The 15,311-nt window shown below is 64.5% G+C and carries 14 protein-coding genes; 9 read left to right on the top strand and 5 right to left on the bottom strand.

The features are described 5' to 3' along the window. The first annotated feature begins 115 nt into the window (after positions 1-115). Together PU634_RS16195 and PU634_RS16200 are read left to right on the top strand one after the other, a co-directional pair. Complete coding sequence (locus PU634_RS16195) at positions 116-1,915, top strand: sensor histidine kinase (RefSeq protein WP_306761872.1); 1,800 nt, start codon at positions 116-118, stop codon at positions 1,913-1,915. Beyond that, the gene (locus PU634_RS16200; RefSeq protein WP_306761873.1) at positions 1,912-4,749 is read left to right on the top strand and encodes a PAS domain-containing protein; all 2,838 of its coding nucleotides are present in this window, start codon (positions 1,912-1,914) and stop codon (positions 4,747-4,749) included. The genes PU634_RS16195 and PU634_RS16200 overlap by 4 nt, the downstream gene beginning before the upstream one ends. 57 nt (positions 4,750-4,806) lie before the next feature. Here PU634_RS16200 and rsuA read toward each other — a convergent pair whose 3' ends face one another. Together rsuA and yihA are read right to left on the bottom strand one after the other, a co-directional pair. Next, positions 4,807-5,496 (bottom strand): 16S rRNA pseudouridine(516) synthase RsuA, encoded by a 690-nt coding sequence (rsuA, locus tag PU634_RS16205; protein WP_306761874.1) that lies wholly within the window; start codon positions 5,494-5,496, stop codon positions 4,807-4,809. After that, complete coding sequence (gene yihA / locus PU634_RS16210) at positions 5,496-6,134, bottom strand: ribosome biogenesis GTP-binding protein YihA/YsxC (RefSeq protein WP_306761875.1); 639 nt, start codon at positions 6,132-6,134, stop codon at positions 5,496-5,498. Before yihA ends, rsuA begins: the two co-directional genes overlap by 1 nt. A 142-nt stretch (positions 6,135-6,276) precedes the next feature. Between yihA and PU634_RS16215 the strand changes: the two genes are divergently transcribed. The 5 genes from PU634_RS16215 to hemN are packed head-to-tail and all read left to right on the top strand — an operon-like array spanning position 6,277 to position 9,978. Beyond that, positions 6,277-6,894, top strand: coding sequence for a c-type cytochrome (locus PU634_RS16215; protein ID WP_306761876.1), 618 nt, complete (start codon positions 6,277-6,279; stop codon positions 6,892-6,894). Positions 6,895-6,939: 45 nt separating this feature from the next. Beyond that, positions 6,940-7,599, top strand: coding sequence for a class I SAM-dependent methyltransferase (locus PU634_RS16220; protein WP_306761877.1), 660 nt, complete (start codon positions 6,940-6,942; stop codon positions 7,597-7,599). Then, positions 7,596-8,141 (top strand): Der GTPase-activating protein YihI, encoded by a 546-nt coding sequence (yihI, locus tag PU634_RS16225; RefSeq protein ID WP_306761878.1) that lies wholly within the window; start codon positions 7,596-7,598, stop codon positions 8,139-8,141. Before PU634_RS16220 ends, yihI begins: the two co-directional genes overlap by 4 nt. A gap of 11 nt (positions 8,142-8,152) precedes the next feature. Further along, on the top strand, positions 8,153-8,596 hold the full coding sequence (locus PU634_RS16230; RefSeq protein ID WP_306763710.1) for a DUF2489 domain-containing protein: 444 nt from the start codon (positions 8,153-8,155) through the stop codon (positions 8,594-8,596). 14 nt (positions 8,597-8,610) lie between these two features. Next, positions 8,611-9,978 (top strand): oxygen-independent coproporphyrinogen III oxidase, encoded by a 1,368-nt coding sequence (hemN, locus tag PU634_RS16235; protein WP_306761879.1) that lies wholly within the window; start codon positions 8,611-8,613, stop codon positions 9,976-9,978. 82 nt (positions 9,979-10,060) lie between these two features. Here hemN and add read toward each other — a convergent pair whose 3' ends face one another. The 3 genes from add to glnL are packed head-to-tail and all read right to left on the bottom strand — an operon-like array spanning position 10,061 to position 13,591. Continuing rightward, complete coding sequence (gene add / locus PU634_RS16240) at positions 10,061-11,065, bottom strand: adenosine deaminase (RefSeq protein ID WP_306761880.1); 1,005 nt, start codon at positions 11,063-11,065, stop codon at positions 10,061-10,063. Positions 11,066-11,098: 33 nt separating this feature from the next. Continuing rightward, positions 11,099-12,532, bottom strand: coding sequence for a nitrogen regulation protein NR(I) (glnG, locus tag PU634_RS16245; RefSeq protein WP_306761881.1), 1,434 nt, complete (start codon positions 12,530-12,532; stop codon positions 11,099-11,101). Positions 12,533-12,541: 9 nt separating this feature from the next. Further along, a complete protein-coding gene (gene glnL, locus PU634_RS16250) occupies positions 12,542-13,591 on the bottom strand; it encodes a nitrogen regulation protein NR(II) (RefSeq protein ID WP_306761882.1) in 1,050 nt (349 codons plus the stop codon). A gap of 220 nt (positions 13,592-13,811) precedes the next feature. Between glnL and slyA the strand changes: the two genes are divergently transcribed. Further along, on the top strand, positions 13,812-14,261 hold the full coding sequence (slyA, locus tag PU634_RS16255) for a transcriptional regulator SlyA (protein WP_306761883.1): 450 nt from the start codon (positions 13,812-13,814) through the stop codon (positions 14,259-14,261). Continuing rightward, complete coding sequence (locus PU634_RS16260; protein WP_306761884.1) at positions 14,258-15,307, top strand: HlyD family secretion protein; 1,050 nt, start codon at positions 14,258-14,260, stop codon at positions 15,305-15,307. Before slyA ends, PU634_RS16260 begins: the two co-directional genes overlap by 4 nt. Positions 15,308-15,311 lie beyond the last annotated feature (4 nt).

Raw genomic sequence — 15,311 nt, forward strand, 5'->3', positions numbered from 1 at the left:
TTCATACGAACCGGTTCTGCATGGTCATGGTCAGTATATGTTGATAAAGTTTCGTTCGGGACCTGTTTGTTGGGTTCTGTGTCACGCCCGCCATGGAATTGAAAAAAGAGGCCGCATGGGATTATCGCTCAAGGGACGTATCGCACTGATCATGCTGGCCGGGGCTCTGCTCACCGTGCTTGGCGTGCTGGCCACCGCCTATCATTCGCTGGTGGACGATTTTGAACAGCTATACAGCCAGCGCCAGTACAATGCAACCGTGCGCGCCGCCGAGCAGGTGGAGCAGACCCTGGCCCTGCGCCAGCACACCCTGGAAAGCCTGGCGTCCCAGCTCTCGAACGGCACCAGCCTGTATTCGGTGGCCGAGCTGCTGGCCCGGCTGGAACGCCATCCCGCCCTGCGGCGGCAGTTTCCCGACGGCGTCATGGTGTTTGACGCCAATGCCACCGCCATTGCCGAAACCACCCTGGTGCCGGGACGGCTGGGCACCAACTATGCCGATCGCAGCCACTTTCAGGCGCTGATGCGCACCCATGCGTCCGTGATCAGCCATCCCATCATCGGCCGCACCACCGGGGCGCCGCTGATCTCCTTTCTGAGTCCGATCTTGTCGGACGACGGCGATCTGCTGGGTATACTGGGGGGCGTACTCAATCTGGCCACCACCTCCATTTTGCCCGAGCAGCGGCTGAGCGAGGCACGCCGGGAAGGGGTCAGCTTCAAGATCCTCGATACCGAGAACCTGGTGTATGTGTATAACGGCCAGGAACTGGCGAGCGAGCTGCAACCGCTGCCGGCGCCGGGCGTGGATCCCCTGGTGGATGCCGTTCTGGCCGGCGAACGGCTGGGCGTGACGGAACGGAGCGGCGAAAAACAATGGGTGTACGCCACCACCCATCTGCAGCAGCTGGGCTGGCTGTTTGTGCGGGCCTTGCCGCACAAGCAGGTGGTGGCGCCGGCCCGGGCCTTTTTTATGCGTTTTGCCGGCATCAGCCTGGTGATTGGCGGAGGACTGGCGCTGATCGCCTTCTGGATGGCCTGGAGCGCCATGCGCCCGCTGGAAGCCATGACCCGGCGCATTCACACCATGGCGTCCCGGGTCGGCAATGAGCAACCCCTGCCGGAAACCGGCGTACCCGAGCTGGTGCGGCTGGCCCGGGCCTTTAACCGGCTCACCGCCGAGCGGCGGGCCCTGAGTCAGGTAAAGGACGACTTTGTGGCCGTGGTCAGTCACGAGCTGCGTACCCCGCTCACCTCCATCAACGGTGCGCTGCGGCTGGTCGACTCGGGCGTATCGGGGCCGCTGCCGGAGAAAACCGGCGAGCTGGTGCGGCTGGCCCTGCGCAACGGTGAGCGGCTGCAGCACCTGATCACCGATCTGCTGGATTTCAGCAAGCTCAGTGCCGGCAAGCTCGAGCTGGCGCCGGTGCCCTGCTGCCTGAACCGGCTGATCGACGAGGCCATCAGTGGCAACGGACCCATGGCCGCGGAGCACGAGGTCAGTCTGCACAATGCCTGCGGGCGGGCGCTGCCGGTGCTGCTGGACCCGCTGCGGGTACGCCAGTTGCTGGACAACCTGATCAGCAATGCCATCAAGTTTTCTCCCGCCGGCGGCCGGGTCACGGTGTCGGTGGAGCCGGCCGGGCCGGACTGGCTGCGCTTTACCGTCAGCGATCAGGGTGACGGCATTCCCGCCGCCTTTGCCGAGCGGCTGTTCGATCGTTTCGCTCAGGCGGAGCACGGCACCATGCGTGCGGTCAAGGGCACCGGACTGGGGCTGGCCATCTGCAAGGAGCTGGTGGAACTGATGGGGGGGCGTATCGGTTTTTACAACCGGCGCGGCGCCCACCTGTGGGTTGAACTGCCGGTCGGTACCGATACCGAACTGGATTTACGTGAAGGGAGCCTGTCATGAAAACCCCCGCACTGCCCTTTGATGAGCCCCAGCGGTTGCAGGCCCTGCGGCGCACCGGCCTGCTCGACACCCCGCCCGAGGCCCGTTTTGACCGGCTGACCCGTATTGCCCGGCAAAGTTTCGGCGTGGAGATTGCCCTGGTGTCGCTGGTGGACAGCGAGCGCCAGTGGTTCAAGTCGGCTCAGGGTCTGAATGCCTGCGAAACCGGGCGCGACATCTCCTTTTGCGGTCACGCCATTCTCGACAGCCGTACCTTTGTGGTGGAAGACGCCCTGAAAGACGAACGCTTTGCCGACAATCCGCTGGTGACCGAAGCACCCCACATCCGTTTTTATGCCGGCGCCCCCCTGCACAGTCTGGAGGGCTTTCGCATCGGTACCCTGTGCGTGATCGACAGTCGTCCGCGGCGCTTTGGCGAGCAGGACGGCGAGCTGCTGCGTACCCTGGCCGACTGTGTGGAAGAGCAGCTCAGCCGGCAGCGGCTGGAAGAATTGCGCAAAAGTCTGGCCGAGAGTGAATACCGGGCTCAGTTGATCATCGAGGGGGCCAATATCGGCACCTGGCAGTGCGACATGCAGACGGGCCTGTGCCGCTTCAACGATCGCTGGGCTGAAATGCTGGGCTGCCGGCTGGAGGAGCTGGGCGAAACCAGCGTCGACACCTGGAAAAGCCGGGTGCACCCGGAGGATCTGGCGCTGGCCGAGGCCATGCTGGAACGTCACATCAAGGGCCTGGACCCGGTGTACGAATGCCGGGTGAGAATGCGTCACAAGCATGGCCACTGGGTGTGGGTGCACAGCCGCGGGCGGCTGCTCGACTGCGGTGCCGACGGCAAGCCGGGCATCATTTACGGCACCCATATCGACATCAGCGCCGAGCAGGAGGCGCTGGCCCAGCTGGAGCGGCGCAACCGGGCGCTGGCCGTACTCAACCGCATGGCGTTCAAACTGGAAGGGTCGGTTGACGAGCGCATTACTCAGGCGCTGGCGCTGGGACGGGAATTCCTGCAGCTGGATGTGGCCATTGCCAGCGAGATCATCGGCGATGTGTACGTGGTGCGCTGGGTGTCGGCGCCCGACGGGGCCGGCATTGCCCCCGGGCTGCAGTTTGAAGTGGAGCAGACCTACTGCCGGCTGATGCTGGAGCAGGACGGGGTACTGGCCATCGATCACATGGGCCGGTCGGAATTTTCCGGCACGCCCTGTTATCGCACCATGGGGCTGGAGTCCTATATTGCCACCCGGCTGGTGGTGGATGGCGAGCTGTTTGGTACCCTCAACTTTTCATCCGCCGGCGTGCGCGAGCGTTCCTTTGATGTGACCGATCGCATGTTTCTGGCATTGATGGCCCGCTGGCTGGGCGACATGCTCAGCCGCCAGCGCTACCAGACCCGGCTCGACAAGCTGGCCACCCAGCTGCCGGGCATGCTTTACCAGTACCGGCGCTGGCCCGACGGTCGCAGCGCCTTTCCCTACAGCAGCGCCGGCATCGAACAGGTGTATCAGGTGTCGGTCGGGGCGGTGCGGGAAAGCGCGGAAGCGGTATTTGAACGCATTTACCCGCCGGATCTCAAGGCGGTGGCCGACAGCATTGCCCATTCCGAGCGGGCGCTGTCGGACTGGCATGCCCAGTACCGGGTGCGCCGGACCGATGGCGGTACTCACTGGGTGGAGGGCCGGGCCCGGCCCGAGCGGCTGGAAGACGGCAGCACCATCTGGCATGGCTACCTGACCGACATCGAGCACGAGAAACAGGCGGAGCTGGCGCTGGCCGCCAGTGAGCAACGGTTGCGGGGCCTGTTTGAGCTGTCGTCCATCGGCATTGTGCTGAGCGATGCCGGCAGCGGGCGCATTCTCGATGCCAACCGGGCCCTGCTGGAGGCCACCGGCTACCCCAAGGCCGGGCTGTTGCGCCTGGCACTGACGGCCCTGACCCCGGTGCCATACCGGCAGGCCGATGCCGATGCGCAGGACGCGCTGGCGCGCCATGGCCGTTACCCGCCCTTTGAAAAGGAGTTGCGGCGCCGTGACGGCTCCTGCTTTCCGGTGCGTCAGCAGGGCATGCTGATTCGGGATGCGGGCGGCCGGCGGCTGGTGTGGACCCTGATGGAAGACATCAGCGAGCTGAAAAAGGTGGATCGCATGCAAAAGGAGTTCGTGTCCACCGTCAGCCACGAATTGCGCACGCCGCTCACCGCCATCAGCGGTGCCCTGGGTCTGCTGGTGCAGGGCGCGATGGGCGAGCTGGCGCCACCGGTGGCGCAACTGGTGGAGGTGGCCCACAACAACAGCCGCCGGCTCAACCTGCTGATTAACGATCTGCTCGACATGGAAAAACTGGTGGCGGGCAAGATGCATTTTGATGTGCAGTCCCTGGCGTTGCATGAGCTGGTGCAGGACGCTGTGGAAAGTCACCGCCCGCTGGGCGAGGGCAGGAACGTGAGGCTGACGCTGGGTGCACAGCTGGACGGCGCCCGGGTACTGGCAGACCGGGACCGGCTGTTTCAGGCGCTGGCCAATTTGCTCTCCAACGCGGTCAAATTTTCTCCCGACGGCGGCGAGGTGCGCATCAGTACCGAAAGCGCCGGCAACGGCCGGGTGCGGCTCAGGGTGCAGGATCAGGGCGAGGGGGTGCCCGAGGCGTTTCAGAGCCGTATTTTCGAGAAGTTTGCTCAGGCCGACAGCTCGGATACCCGCAAGAAGGGGGGCACCGGACTGGGGCTGGCCATCACCCGGGAGCTGATGGAGCGCATGAACGGCGCCGTGGGCTTTGCATCAAGCACAGGCGAGGGCGCCTGCTTCTGGCTGGATATTCCGGTAGCCGGTGAGGAGTGAGGAGAAAGGTAATGGTTTGCGCCGGCGAGCGCGGTGTTGACCATTTGGCCTTACGCCTCAAGTAATGGACGCCACTTCCTCGGGGGTAAGGGGGCGCCATTCCCCTTCGGCCAGGGCATTGTCGAGCACGATATCGCCGATGCGCAGCCGGTGCAGGGCGGTGACCCGGTTGCCCACGGCGGCGAACATGCGCTTGACCTGGTGGTACTTGCCTTCCTGAATGGTCAGCAGCACGTGAGTGGGGCTGAGCACTTCCAGGGTGGCGGGCAGGGTGGCCCTGTCTTCGCCGTTCAGCAGCAGGCCTTCGGCAAAACGCTCGGCGGTGCCGGCCGCGAGGGGCTCGGCCAGATCCACCCGGTAGGTCTTGGGGCAGGCCCGCCGGGGTGAGCGCAGCCGGTGCGACCACTGGCCGTCGTCGGTGAGCAGCAGCAGGCCGGTGGTGTCCACGTCGAGCCGGCCGGCGCACTGCAGGCCCGAAGCCAGCGCGGGCGGCAGCAGTTGCAGCACGCAGGGGTGCACCTCGTCCTGCGTGGCGCTGATGTAGCCTGGCGGCTTGTGCAGCATCAGGTAGCGCGGGGCCTGCAGACTCAGCAGACGGCCATCGAGATGGACCTGCTGTTCACCGATTTTGATATCGCCCTTTTTGACCCGCTCGCCGTTCACCGTGACTTCGCCCCGGGCCAGCGCCTTTTTGGCCAGCGACCGGGTCAGCCCGGTGGTTTCACACAGAAAACGGTCCAGGCGCATCAGGCGGGCTCATCGGTGCCGGCGGTCACGTCGTCCTGCAGCAGCCATTCGCTCAGCACGTCCTTGGCCTGATCCACGCCCAGCCCCTTGAGCGAGCTGAACGCCTCGACCCGAATGTTGCCGCCAAACATGGCCACCGCTTCGCGCACGCGCAGTACCTCGGCCTTGCGGGCGCCGGATTTCAGCTTGTCGCACTTGGTGAGCAGCGCCAGTACCGGCAGCTCACAGTCGCTGGCCCATTGCAGCAGCTGCTGGTCAATGTCTTTCAGCGGGTGGCGAATGTCCATCAGCACCACCAGCCCCTTGAGGCTGTCGCGCTGCTGCAGGTATTCCGACAGCGCTTCCTGCCACTTGAGCTTCATTTCTTCCGGCACCCTGGCGTAGCCGTAGCCGGGCAGATCGATCAGGCGCTTGCCTTCGCTCAGTTCAAACACGTTAATCAGCTGAGTCCGCCCCGGGGTTTTACTGGTGCGGGCCAGGGATTTGTGCTGGGTGATCGTGTTCAGCGCCGACGATTTGCCGGCGTTGGAGCGGCCGGCAAAGGCGATTTCCACGCCGGTGTCGGCGGGCATCTGCCGTATGTTGGGCGCGCTGGTAATGAAGCGGGCGGCGTTAAAGTTTATCTTGTTGTTGTTCAATGTGAATTCCCCGAGGTTATGAAGCCGCCCTGATTACTTTCCGGCAAAATTGTGTAGAATAGTGCGGTTTTTTAAATCGCATTGTAACATGCCCTTGCAGGTATGTGATCTGGAAGCTCTAACAACGAGAAGTCGGAACGTCATGAAAAAAATTGTTTTCACGCTAGCCTTAATGCTCGGAGTGGCCGGTACCGCACAGGCCCAGGGCGATGTTGAAGCCGGTAAGGCCAAATCCGCCGCTTGTGCCGCCTGTCATGGCAACGACGGCAACAGCCCGACCGACATGTACCCCAAACTGGCCGGTCAGCACGCTTCCTATATTGCCAAGCAGCTGGCCGATTTCAAGGCCGCCGCCACCGGTGGCGCAGGCCGCGCCAACGCCATCATGGGCGGCATGGCCATGCCCCTGTCCGAGCAGGACATGGCCGATCTGGGCGCCTACTATGCCAGCCAGGCCATTACCCCGGTGCCGGTAGCCGAAGAGGTGATCGAGCGCGGCGCCGCCCTGTATCAGGGGGGTGACATCGAGCGCGGCGTGACCGCCTGCATCGCCTGTCACGGTCCCCGTGGCGAAGGCCTGGAGTCCGCCAGGTTCCCCAGCCTGAGCGGCCAGCACCCGGCCTACATCAAGGCCCAGCTGGAGCTGTTCCGCAGTGGTGAGCGGGAAAACGACCCCAACCGCATGATGCGCGACATTGCCGCCAAGCTGACCGACGACGACATTGCCGTGCTGTCCCAGTATGTGGCCGGCCTGCACTGATCGCTCAAGGGGGGCGTCCGCCCCCCGCCTTGACCCGGTTTGTTGATGTCTTCTTTCCCGCCCGCCTTTTGTTGTCCGCTCTGCGACTTTTCCGACCATGCCCTGTTTCACCAGGATCGCCGCCGTTATCATCGTTGCGCCCGATGCGGGCTGATCTTTGTGGAGCCCGCTCAGCGGCTGGCCGCCGAGGCGGAAAAGGCCGAGTACGACTTACATGACAACGATCCCGAGGATGCGGGCTACCGCCGCTTTTTAAGCCGGCTGGCGGCGCCGCTGATGGCGCGGCTGGCGCCGGGCAGTGTGGGGCTGGACTTTGGTTGCGGGCCCGGCCCGGCGCTGGCCGCCATGTTCAACGAGGCCGGTTTTTCGGTCACCACCTATGACCCTTACTATGCGCATTATCCCGAACGGTTGCAGCGGCAATACGATTTTGTAACCTGTACCGAGGCGATTGAGCACTTTTACTCACCGGGGCGGGAATGGCGGCGTTTGCTGGCCATGCTCCGGCCCGGCGGCTGGCTGGGACTGATGACCAAGCTGGCCCGGGACCAGGCGGCCTTTGCCTCCTGGCACTATAAACAGGATCCCACCCATGTCTGCTTTTTCAGCCGCGATACTTTTGTGTGGCTGGCAGAACGGGACGGGCTCGGCATCGAATTTATCGGTGCCGATGTCATTCTTCTGCACAAACCGGAGTCGTTATGACACGTATCAAGAAGGCCCGTACCCCGGGTCGCATCGGTGCCCGCAAGGAAAGCCGGGAAACCGCCGAACAGGGCAGGGAGCGCAAGCGCAAGGCCAGACGCAAGGGCCTGACCCCGGGCTCGCGCCACAATGTGGAAGGCGGCAAGCAGGGCGATCATGCCCGGAAGGCCCCCAAGGATCCGCGTCTGGGCTCACGCAAGCCCGTGGCCCTGGTGCAGGAAGACGCCGCCCGCGACGCGGCAGCCATGCCCAGGGTCAAGCCCGTGGCCAAAAAAGAGCTCACCCCCGAGCAGGAGCTTGAAGCGCTTGAGAACGATGAGCGTCTCAACACCCTGCTGGACCGGGTGGAGGCGGGTGACAAGCTGAGCAAGGACGACAAGGTCTGGCTCGACCGCACTCTGGCCCGTCACCAGCAACTGCTGGAGCAGCTTGGTCTGCTGGATGAAGACGACGACGCCGAGCCCGGCGACGACCTCTGGGACCGTTTTATGGACGCCGAGCTTGATCCTGCTCAATACCGGGACGAGGAAGACAAGTCATGATCTCACCCTGGCTGATGGCCGCCCTGGCGGGCGGCGTCATCATTGCGGGTCTGGCCGTGTATGCGGGCATGCTGCTGGCGAAACTGCGCCAGCAGACACAATACCGGAAAAAGGCCATTGCCAAGCGCAACCACCGCATTCTGGAAAGCGTGCGGGTCATTGCTCAGGCGGTACGCGAAGATCAGTGCAACCTGTCGGAAGGCGCCATCCGCCTGACCAACCTGCTGAATGCGCTGCAGTTCGACCAGCCCAGGGACTTTGCCGCCGAGTATCCCGGCCTCTACGACCTCTATGACAGAGTGAAGGAAATGCCGACCCACGACGCCCGCAAGCAGCTGAAGCGCAACGAGCTCATGCGGCTGGACCTGGAACGGGCCGGCCACGAAGGCGAGCTGGAAGCCACCATTAAAATTGAGGTCGAGCGCCTGGCCAGTCTGGAACTGCCCGGTCGCTGACCGGGGAGGAGACAATGTCAGCAATCGAGTGGGATCAGACCCTCATCGAAAAATACAATTACTCGGGGCCGCGGTATACCTCTTACCCTACCGCCCTCGAGTTTACCGGCGATTTTGGCATCGCCGAATTCGAGGCCGCCACCGCCCGCTACCCCGAGCGTCCGCTGTCGCTCTATGTGCACATTCCGTTCTGCCACAAGCTCTGCTACTACTGCGGCTGCAACAAGGTGATCACCCGTCACCAGAACAAGGCCGACATTTACCTCGACTATCTTGAGCGGGAAATTCAGGCCATGGCGCCGCGTTTTGCCGGGCGCACCGTCACCCAGCTGCACTGGGGCGGTGGCACCCCCACCTTTCTCACCGCGCCACAAATCCGGCGGCTGAACGGCCTGCTGCGCCGGCACTTTCAGTTTGCCGAGGCGGGCGAATTCAGCATTGAAATCGATCCGCGCCGCATCGAGCTGGAGCTGCTCGATGTGCTGAAAGCGGAAGGCTTCAACCGCATCAGCCTGGGGGTGCAGGACTTCAACAAGGATGTGCAGAAGGTGGTTAACCGGGAACAGGACAACGACTTTATTCGTGCCCTGGTGGCCCGGGCCGCCGAGCTGGGTTTTGTCTCCACCAATCTGGATTTGATCTACGGTCTGCCGCTGCAGACCCCGGAGAGCTTTCACCACACCCTGGAACAGGTGGTGGCGATGAAGCCGGCGCGGCTGTCGGTATTCAATTATGCCCACCTGCCCAGCCGGTTTTCCGCCCAGCGCAAGCTGAAGGACGAGGACATGCCGGCGCCGGCGGTGAAACTGACCATGCTGCAGGACAGCATTCGCTACCTCACCGGCCAGGGCTACCAGTTTATCGGCATGGATCATTTCGCCCTGCCCGACGACAGCCTGGCGGTGGCCCAGCGCCACGGCGAGCTGCACCGCAACTTTCAGGGTTACACCACCCAGGGGGACTGCGATCTGCTGGGGCTGGGGGTGTCGTCCATCAGCATGATCGGCGACGCCTACTCCCAGAACCTCAAGGATCTGAAACAGTATTACGCCCGGCTCGACGAACTGGGCCATGCCCAGAGCGTGGGCTATGCCCTGAACGAGGACGACTGCCTGCGCCGGGATCTGATCAAGACCCTGATTTGCAACTTCGAACTCGACTTCGCGCCCCTCGAGCAACAATACGGCATCGTGTTCAACGACTACTTCGCCGAAGACTTCGGGCTGCTGCAGACCTTTGTGGACGACGGCCTGGTGGTCCGGGAAGCGGATCGCATCAGCGTGACGCTAAAGGGGCGGCTGCTGATCCGCAATATCTGCATGTGCTTTGACGTGCACTCCCGCAAACAGGCCCGCCGCCAGCAGTTCTCACGGGTCATTTGATTAACGGCAGGGATTGGGGGGCAGGGCATGGGGTGCAGGGAATGGGGGGGAGTTTCTTGCCACTCCCCATTCCCCGGGCCGGTCATTCCCGCTCGGCGCAGGCCAGCAGCAGCGCGGCCCGTTCCACCGGGCTGATAAACGCCATATTGAGGGCGTTTTCCTGACACTGGTGTGACTGCTGCGGGGTGAGGCCGGCGGCCCGGGCCGCGCTGGTGTATTCGTGGCGCAGTTCGATGCCTTCCACCGCCGGATCGTCGGTATTGAGGCAGACCCGAATGCCCTTTTCCAGAAAGCGGTGAACGGGGTGATGGGCGAGATCGGTTACCGTGCTGGTCTGCAGATTGGAGGTCAGGCAGGTCTCAATGCCGATTCGGTGCTCGGCCAGGTAGTCGAGCAGGCGTTCGTCTTCCACCGCGCGCACGCCGTGGCCGATGCGGCTGGCGCCCAGCTCCCGCACCGCCTGCCACACGCTGGCGCTGCCGGCGGCCTCGCCGGCGTGCACGGTGACCTGCAGGCCGGCGTCACGCACTCGTCTGAAATGCTCGTTAAAGCGCTCGCCGGGAAAGCCGGCCTCGTCGCCGGCCAGATCCATGGCCACCAGCCTGCCGGCATGGGCCAGGCAGGCCGTCAGCTCCCGCTCGCAGGCGGCCTCGCCAAAGGTGCGGCTCATGATGCCGATAAGCTTCACCGGCACGCCGAAATCCCGGCTGCCGGCGGTCACGCCGTCGATCACCGCTTCCACCACCCCTTCGGGTTCAAGCTCATGGCTCATGGCCATGTAACCGGGACTGAAGCGCAGCTCGGCGTAGTCGATGCCGGCATGTTGCAGATCTTCCACGTTTTCATAGGCCACCCGGCGGCAGGCGTCGTAACTGCCCAGCACCTTGACGCCCCAGTCGAGCCTGGCGAGAAAGGAGAGCAGATCGGGGGTGTTGCCCTGTACCTGCACATGGGGCAGCAGCCCGCTCAGGGTATCGGCGGGCAGGGCCAGGTTAAAGGCCCGGCCCAGCTCCAGTATGGTGGCCGGGCGAATATTGCCGTCCAGATGACGGTGCAGGTCGAGCAGGGGCAGGCTGGTGTCGATCATGAAAACTCCCGTGTGAGAATGGCACCGTCAAGCTTACTCCTTTGTGGCCGATGTTTCCGGTTGCAACTCCTTCAGCTTGCGGGTCAGGGTGTTGCGGCCCCAGCCCAGCAGCCGGGCGGCCTCCTGCTTGTGGCCCTGGCTCTGGGTCAGGGCGCAGTCGAGCAGAATGCGCTCGAACTCGGGCAGGGCCTCGGCCAGCAGATCCTTGCGGCCCCGGGCCAGCTCGTTGCTGGCCCAGCTTTTCAGCGCCTGGCGCCAGTCGGCGGGCTGGCCGGCGGCGGCCGGCGCCGGCTCGGCTTCCCGCTTCAGCAGCTCGGGGGGCAGATCGGACACCAGCACTTCCTGGCCCGAGGCCATCACGGTAAGCCAGCGACACACGTTTTCCAGCTGACGCACGTTGCCGGGCCAGGGCAGGGACTGCAGCAGCGCCTGGGTGTCGGCGTGCAGGGTCTTGACGTCCACACTCAGCTCCCGGGCGGCCAGGGCCAGAAAATGGCGGGCCAGCCGGGGAATGTCTTCCCGCCGCTCTCTGAGCGCCGGCATGTGAATGCGAATGACGTTGAGGCGGTGAAACAGATCCTCGCGAAAGTCGCCGTCGGCCACCTTCTTTTCCAGATCCTGGTGGGTGGCGGCGATGATGCGTACGTCCACCTTGATCGGCTGATGGCCACCCACCCGGTAGAACTGACCGTCGGCCAGCACTCTGAGCAGCCGGGTCTGAATGTCCAGCGGCATGTCGCCGATCTCGTCCAGAAACAGGGTGCCGCCGTCGGCCTGCTCAAAGCGGCCCCGGCGCACGTTGTTGGCGCCGGTGAAGGCGCCCTTTTCGTGGCCGAACAGCTCCGACTCGATCAAGTCTTTGGGGATGGCCGCCATGTTGAGGGCGATAAAGGGATCCTGAGCCCGCGGGCTGTGTTTGTGCAGGGCGTGGGCCACCAGCTCCTTGCCGGTGCCGCTCTGGCCGTTGATCAGCACCGAAATGGAGGAGCGGGCCAGCCGGCCGATGGCGCGGAACACTTCCTGCATGGCCGGCGCCTCGCCGATGATCTCGGGCGTGCGCACCGCCTCCGGTTGCTCCCCCGGGGCCTTGCGCCGGCTTTCCTTGACGAAGGCCACGGCCCGCTGCACCAGGGCCACGGCGTCGTCGATGTCAAAGGGTTTGGGCAGGTATTCAAAGGCGCCGCGCTGGTAGGCGCTGACCGCGCTGTCGAGATCGGAGTGGGCGGTCATGATGATCACCGGCAGCTCGGGCACTCGCTGGTGAATGGCACCCAGCAGGGTGAGGCCGTCCATGCCGCCCATGCGAATATCGGAGATCACCACGGCGGGGCGGGTCTCGGCAAGGGCATGGAGCACGCTTTCGCCGTCGGCAAAGCTGCGGCAGCGAAAGCCGGCCTGGGCCAGGGCCCGCTCCAGCACCCAGCGAATGGAGCTGTCGTCGTCGACGACCCAAATCAGTTCAGCCATAAAGTGCTCCTATCGTCGTAACGGCAGATAAACAATAAATTCGGTATGACCCGGGCGGCTCTGGCATTCAATGCGGCCCTGGTGCTGGTGGATCAGCTCCTGGGCGATGGACAGCCCCAGCCCGGTGCCGCCTTCCCGGCCGGTGACCATGGGGTAGAACAGGGTGTCGTGCAGGGCGGCGGGAATGCCCGGGCCGTCGTCGATAATGCGCACCTCCGCCGCCAGCCGGTAGCGTTTGCCCTGCAGCATCACCTGAAAGGCGGTGCGGGTGCGAATGGTGATATGACCGTGATCGCCCAGCACCTCCACCGCGTTGCGCACCATGTTGAGAAAGGCCTGCTGCAACTGCTCCGAATCCATCGCCAGATCGGGAATGCTGGGATCGTAGTCGCGGCTGAGGGTGATGCCGGGGGGAATGTCCATGCTCACCAGCCGGCGCACCTGCTCCAGCACCGAGTGCAGGTTAATCACCTCCTGCTTGCCCGGGCGCTGGGGCCCGAGCAGCCGGTCCACCAGGTTACGCAGCCGGTCGGCCTGGGCGATGATCAGGTGGGTAAATTCCTTCAGCTCTTCCTTTTCCAGCTCCCGCTCCAGCAGCTGGGCGGCGCCGCGCAGGCCGCCGAGGGGGTTCTTGATCTCGTGGGCCAGGCCGCGCACCAGCTCCCGGGCCGCCTGTTGCTGGGCCCGTTGCTGCAGCTCCTGGCTGATCTTCTTTTGCTGGTCGATAAGCCGCAGCTCCATCAGCGCCAGGGTGCGCTTGTCCAGGGTAAAGGCGGTTACGCTTACGTCCACCCAGCGGGGCAGGCCGTCGATCACCACCTGCACCTCGCTGTTGGTAAAGCCCTGCTCCAGCTCGATGCAGCGCTGAATGCGGCGCATGTCGAGGGAGATGTCTTCCACCACCTGGTCCAGCCGGGCGTCCTGCAGCCGGCGCTTGCTCAGGGTCAGCAACTGCTCGGCGGCGGTGTTGGCAAAGTGCACCACCAGGTTGCCGTCCACCACCAGTACCGCCGTGAGCTGACTGTCGATGATGGTCTGAATGTTGATCCGGCTTTTCACGTGTGAAGTCCTCTCGTGGGCGCCTGCACCAATGTGGTGCGAACAGTGTAACCCATGACCGGCGAATTGCTACATCATGGTGCAACTCTTTGCGGTCTGGCCGAAACATGGAGGTTCGGACAATACCTTTGCAAAAACCTTGCCTGCAAGGGCGTGCTTTTTTGCCTAATACTGATAGCGTAAATATAATTAGCTAGCTAAATATATTGGGAGGGCAACTATGATGACACTGGGCATGGCGCTGGCCAATCTGGTGCGGCAGTGGCGGCTGATCAACGACGAGCGCCTCAGGCCTCTGGGGCTGACCCAGAGCCGCTGGATCACCCTGAGCCACCTCAAGCAGGAAGACGGCATTCAACAGCACCGGCTGGCCCGCCGGGTGGGGGTGGAGGGTCCGTCGCTGGTGCGCACCCTGGACGGCCTGGAGCGGCTGGGGCTGGTGGAGCGCCGGCCCTGTGCCAATGACCGCCGGGGCAAGACGGTGCACCTGACTGCGGCGGTGCGGCCGCTGTTGTCGGAAATGGACGCCGTGCTGGACCATACTCGGGAACAGGTGCTGGCTGGTCTGAGCGAGGCGGAGCTGGCGGAGCTGGAGCGCATGGTGCGCCATATTGGCGCCAATCTGCAGCAACTGAGTGAGCAACTGGGCGAGCGAGAGGGCAAACAATGAACGCGGAGCAGAGTTTCAACCGCTGGGTACGCATCGCCCTGGCTGTTTTCGGCGTGCTGCTGCTGTACTTCGTGCTGATCGACAACTATGCCCCCATGACCCCTCAGGCCCAGGCGCACCGGCCGGTGCTGTCGGTGGCGCCGCGGGTGGCGGGCCAGGTGGCCAGGGTGGCGGTGACCAATAACCAGCCGGTGGCGGCGGGCGAGCTGCTGTTTGCGCTGGACGATACCGATTACCGGCTGGCCCTGGCCCGTACCCGGCTGCAACGGCAGCTGGCCGCCGCCGACCAGGAACGCCAGCAGGCAGCGATGCGGGCGGTGCGGGCGGAAATCGACCAGGCACGACTGCGGGCCGAGGAGCTGGCCCGGGAAGCCGCCCGGCTCGAGCGGCTGCACCGGCTCGGCCACATGTCGGTGCAGCAGGCCGAGCAGGCCCGCAACCAGGCGCAGCAGGCCGATAGTGCCCTGCAGGCGGTGCAGGCCCGGCAACAGCAAGCCGAGCAGGCGCTGGCGGCGGCGAGGCTGGCCTATGAGCAGGCCGACAATGCCTTTGCACAGGCCCGGCTGGCGCTGGAGCGCACTCGGGTAAAAGCAGAAATGGCCGGCCGGGTCGGCAACCTGCAGTTGCAGGAAGGGGTGCAGGCCCGGGCCGGGCAACCGTTGCTGGCACTGATTTCCAACGAACTGACGGTGATCGCCGATTTGCGGGAAAAAAGCCTGCGTCACGTCACCACCGGTACGCCGGTGGGGGTGGTGTTCGACGCCCTGCCCGGACGCATTTTCGACGGCCATGTCAGCAGCATCGACAGTGGCGTGCGCCAGGGTCAGCTGGCCCCCGACGGCCTGCTGGTGCAGCCGGAAAATACCGATCGCTGGGTGCGGGACGCCCAGCGGCTCAGGGTGCATATCAGCCTGGATGAGCCGGCGCCGGCGCTGGCCACCGGCGCGCGGGCCACGGTACAGCTGTTTCCCGAGGCGGGCCGCTGGCTGCACGGGCTGGGCTGGGCCCAGCTGTGGCTGGTCAGTCAGTTCCGCTATCTCTACTGAGCGG

Origin of the sequence: Oceanimonas pelagia, assembly GCF_030849025.1 — a bacterium.
Taxonomy (GTDB): Bacteria; Pseudomonadota; Gammaproteobacteria; order Enterobacterales; family Aeromonadaceae; genus Oceanimonas; species Oceanimonas pelagia.

Excerpts from the sequence above, each read along its gene's own strand:
- PU634_RS16195 (WP_306761872.1), top strand. The coding sequence starts at position 116 with ATGGGATTATCGCTCAAGGGACGTATCGCACTGATCATGCTGGCCGGG.
- PU634_RS16200 (WP_306761873.1), top strand. The coding sequence starts at position 1,912 with ATGAAAACCCCCGCACTGCCCTTTGATGAGCCCCAGCGGTTGCAGGCC.
- rsuA (WP_306761874.1), bottom strand. The coding sequence starts at position 5,496 with ATGCGCCTGGACCGTTTTCTGTGTGAAACCACCGGGCTGACCCGGTCG.
- PU634_RS16215 (WP_306761876.1), top strand. The coding sequence starts at position 6,277 with ATGAAAAAAATTGTTTTCACGCTAGCCTTAATGCTCGGAGTGGCCGGT.
- PU634_RS16220 (WP_306761877.1), top strand. The coding sequence starts at position 6,940 with ATGTCTTCTTTCCCGCCCGCCTTTTGTTGTCCGCTCTGCGACTTTTCC.
- yihI (WP_306761878.1), top strand. The coding sequence starts at position 7,596 with ATGACACGTATCAAGAAGGCCCGTACCCCGGGTCGCATCGGTGCCCGC.
- hemN (WP_306761879.1), top strand. The coding sequence starts at position 8,611 with ATGTCAGCAATCGAGTGGGATCAGACCCTCATCGAAAAATACAATTAC.
- add (WP_306761880.1), bottom strand. The coding sequence starts at position 11,065 with ATGATCGACACCAGCCTGCCCCTGCTCGACCTGCACCGTCATCTGGAC.
- glnG (WP_306761881.1), bottom strand. The coding sequence starts at position 12,532 with ATGGCTGAACTGATTTGGGTCGTCGACGACGACAGCTCCATTCGCTGG.
- slyA (WP_306761883.1), top strand. The coding sequence starts at position 13,812 with ATGATGACACTGGGCATGGCGCTGGCCAATCTGGTGCGGCAGTGGCGG.
- PU634_RS16260 (WP_306761884.1), top strand. The coding sequence starts at position 14,258 with ATGAACGCGGAGCAGAGTTTCAACCGCTGGGTACGCATCGCCCTGGCT.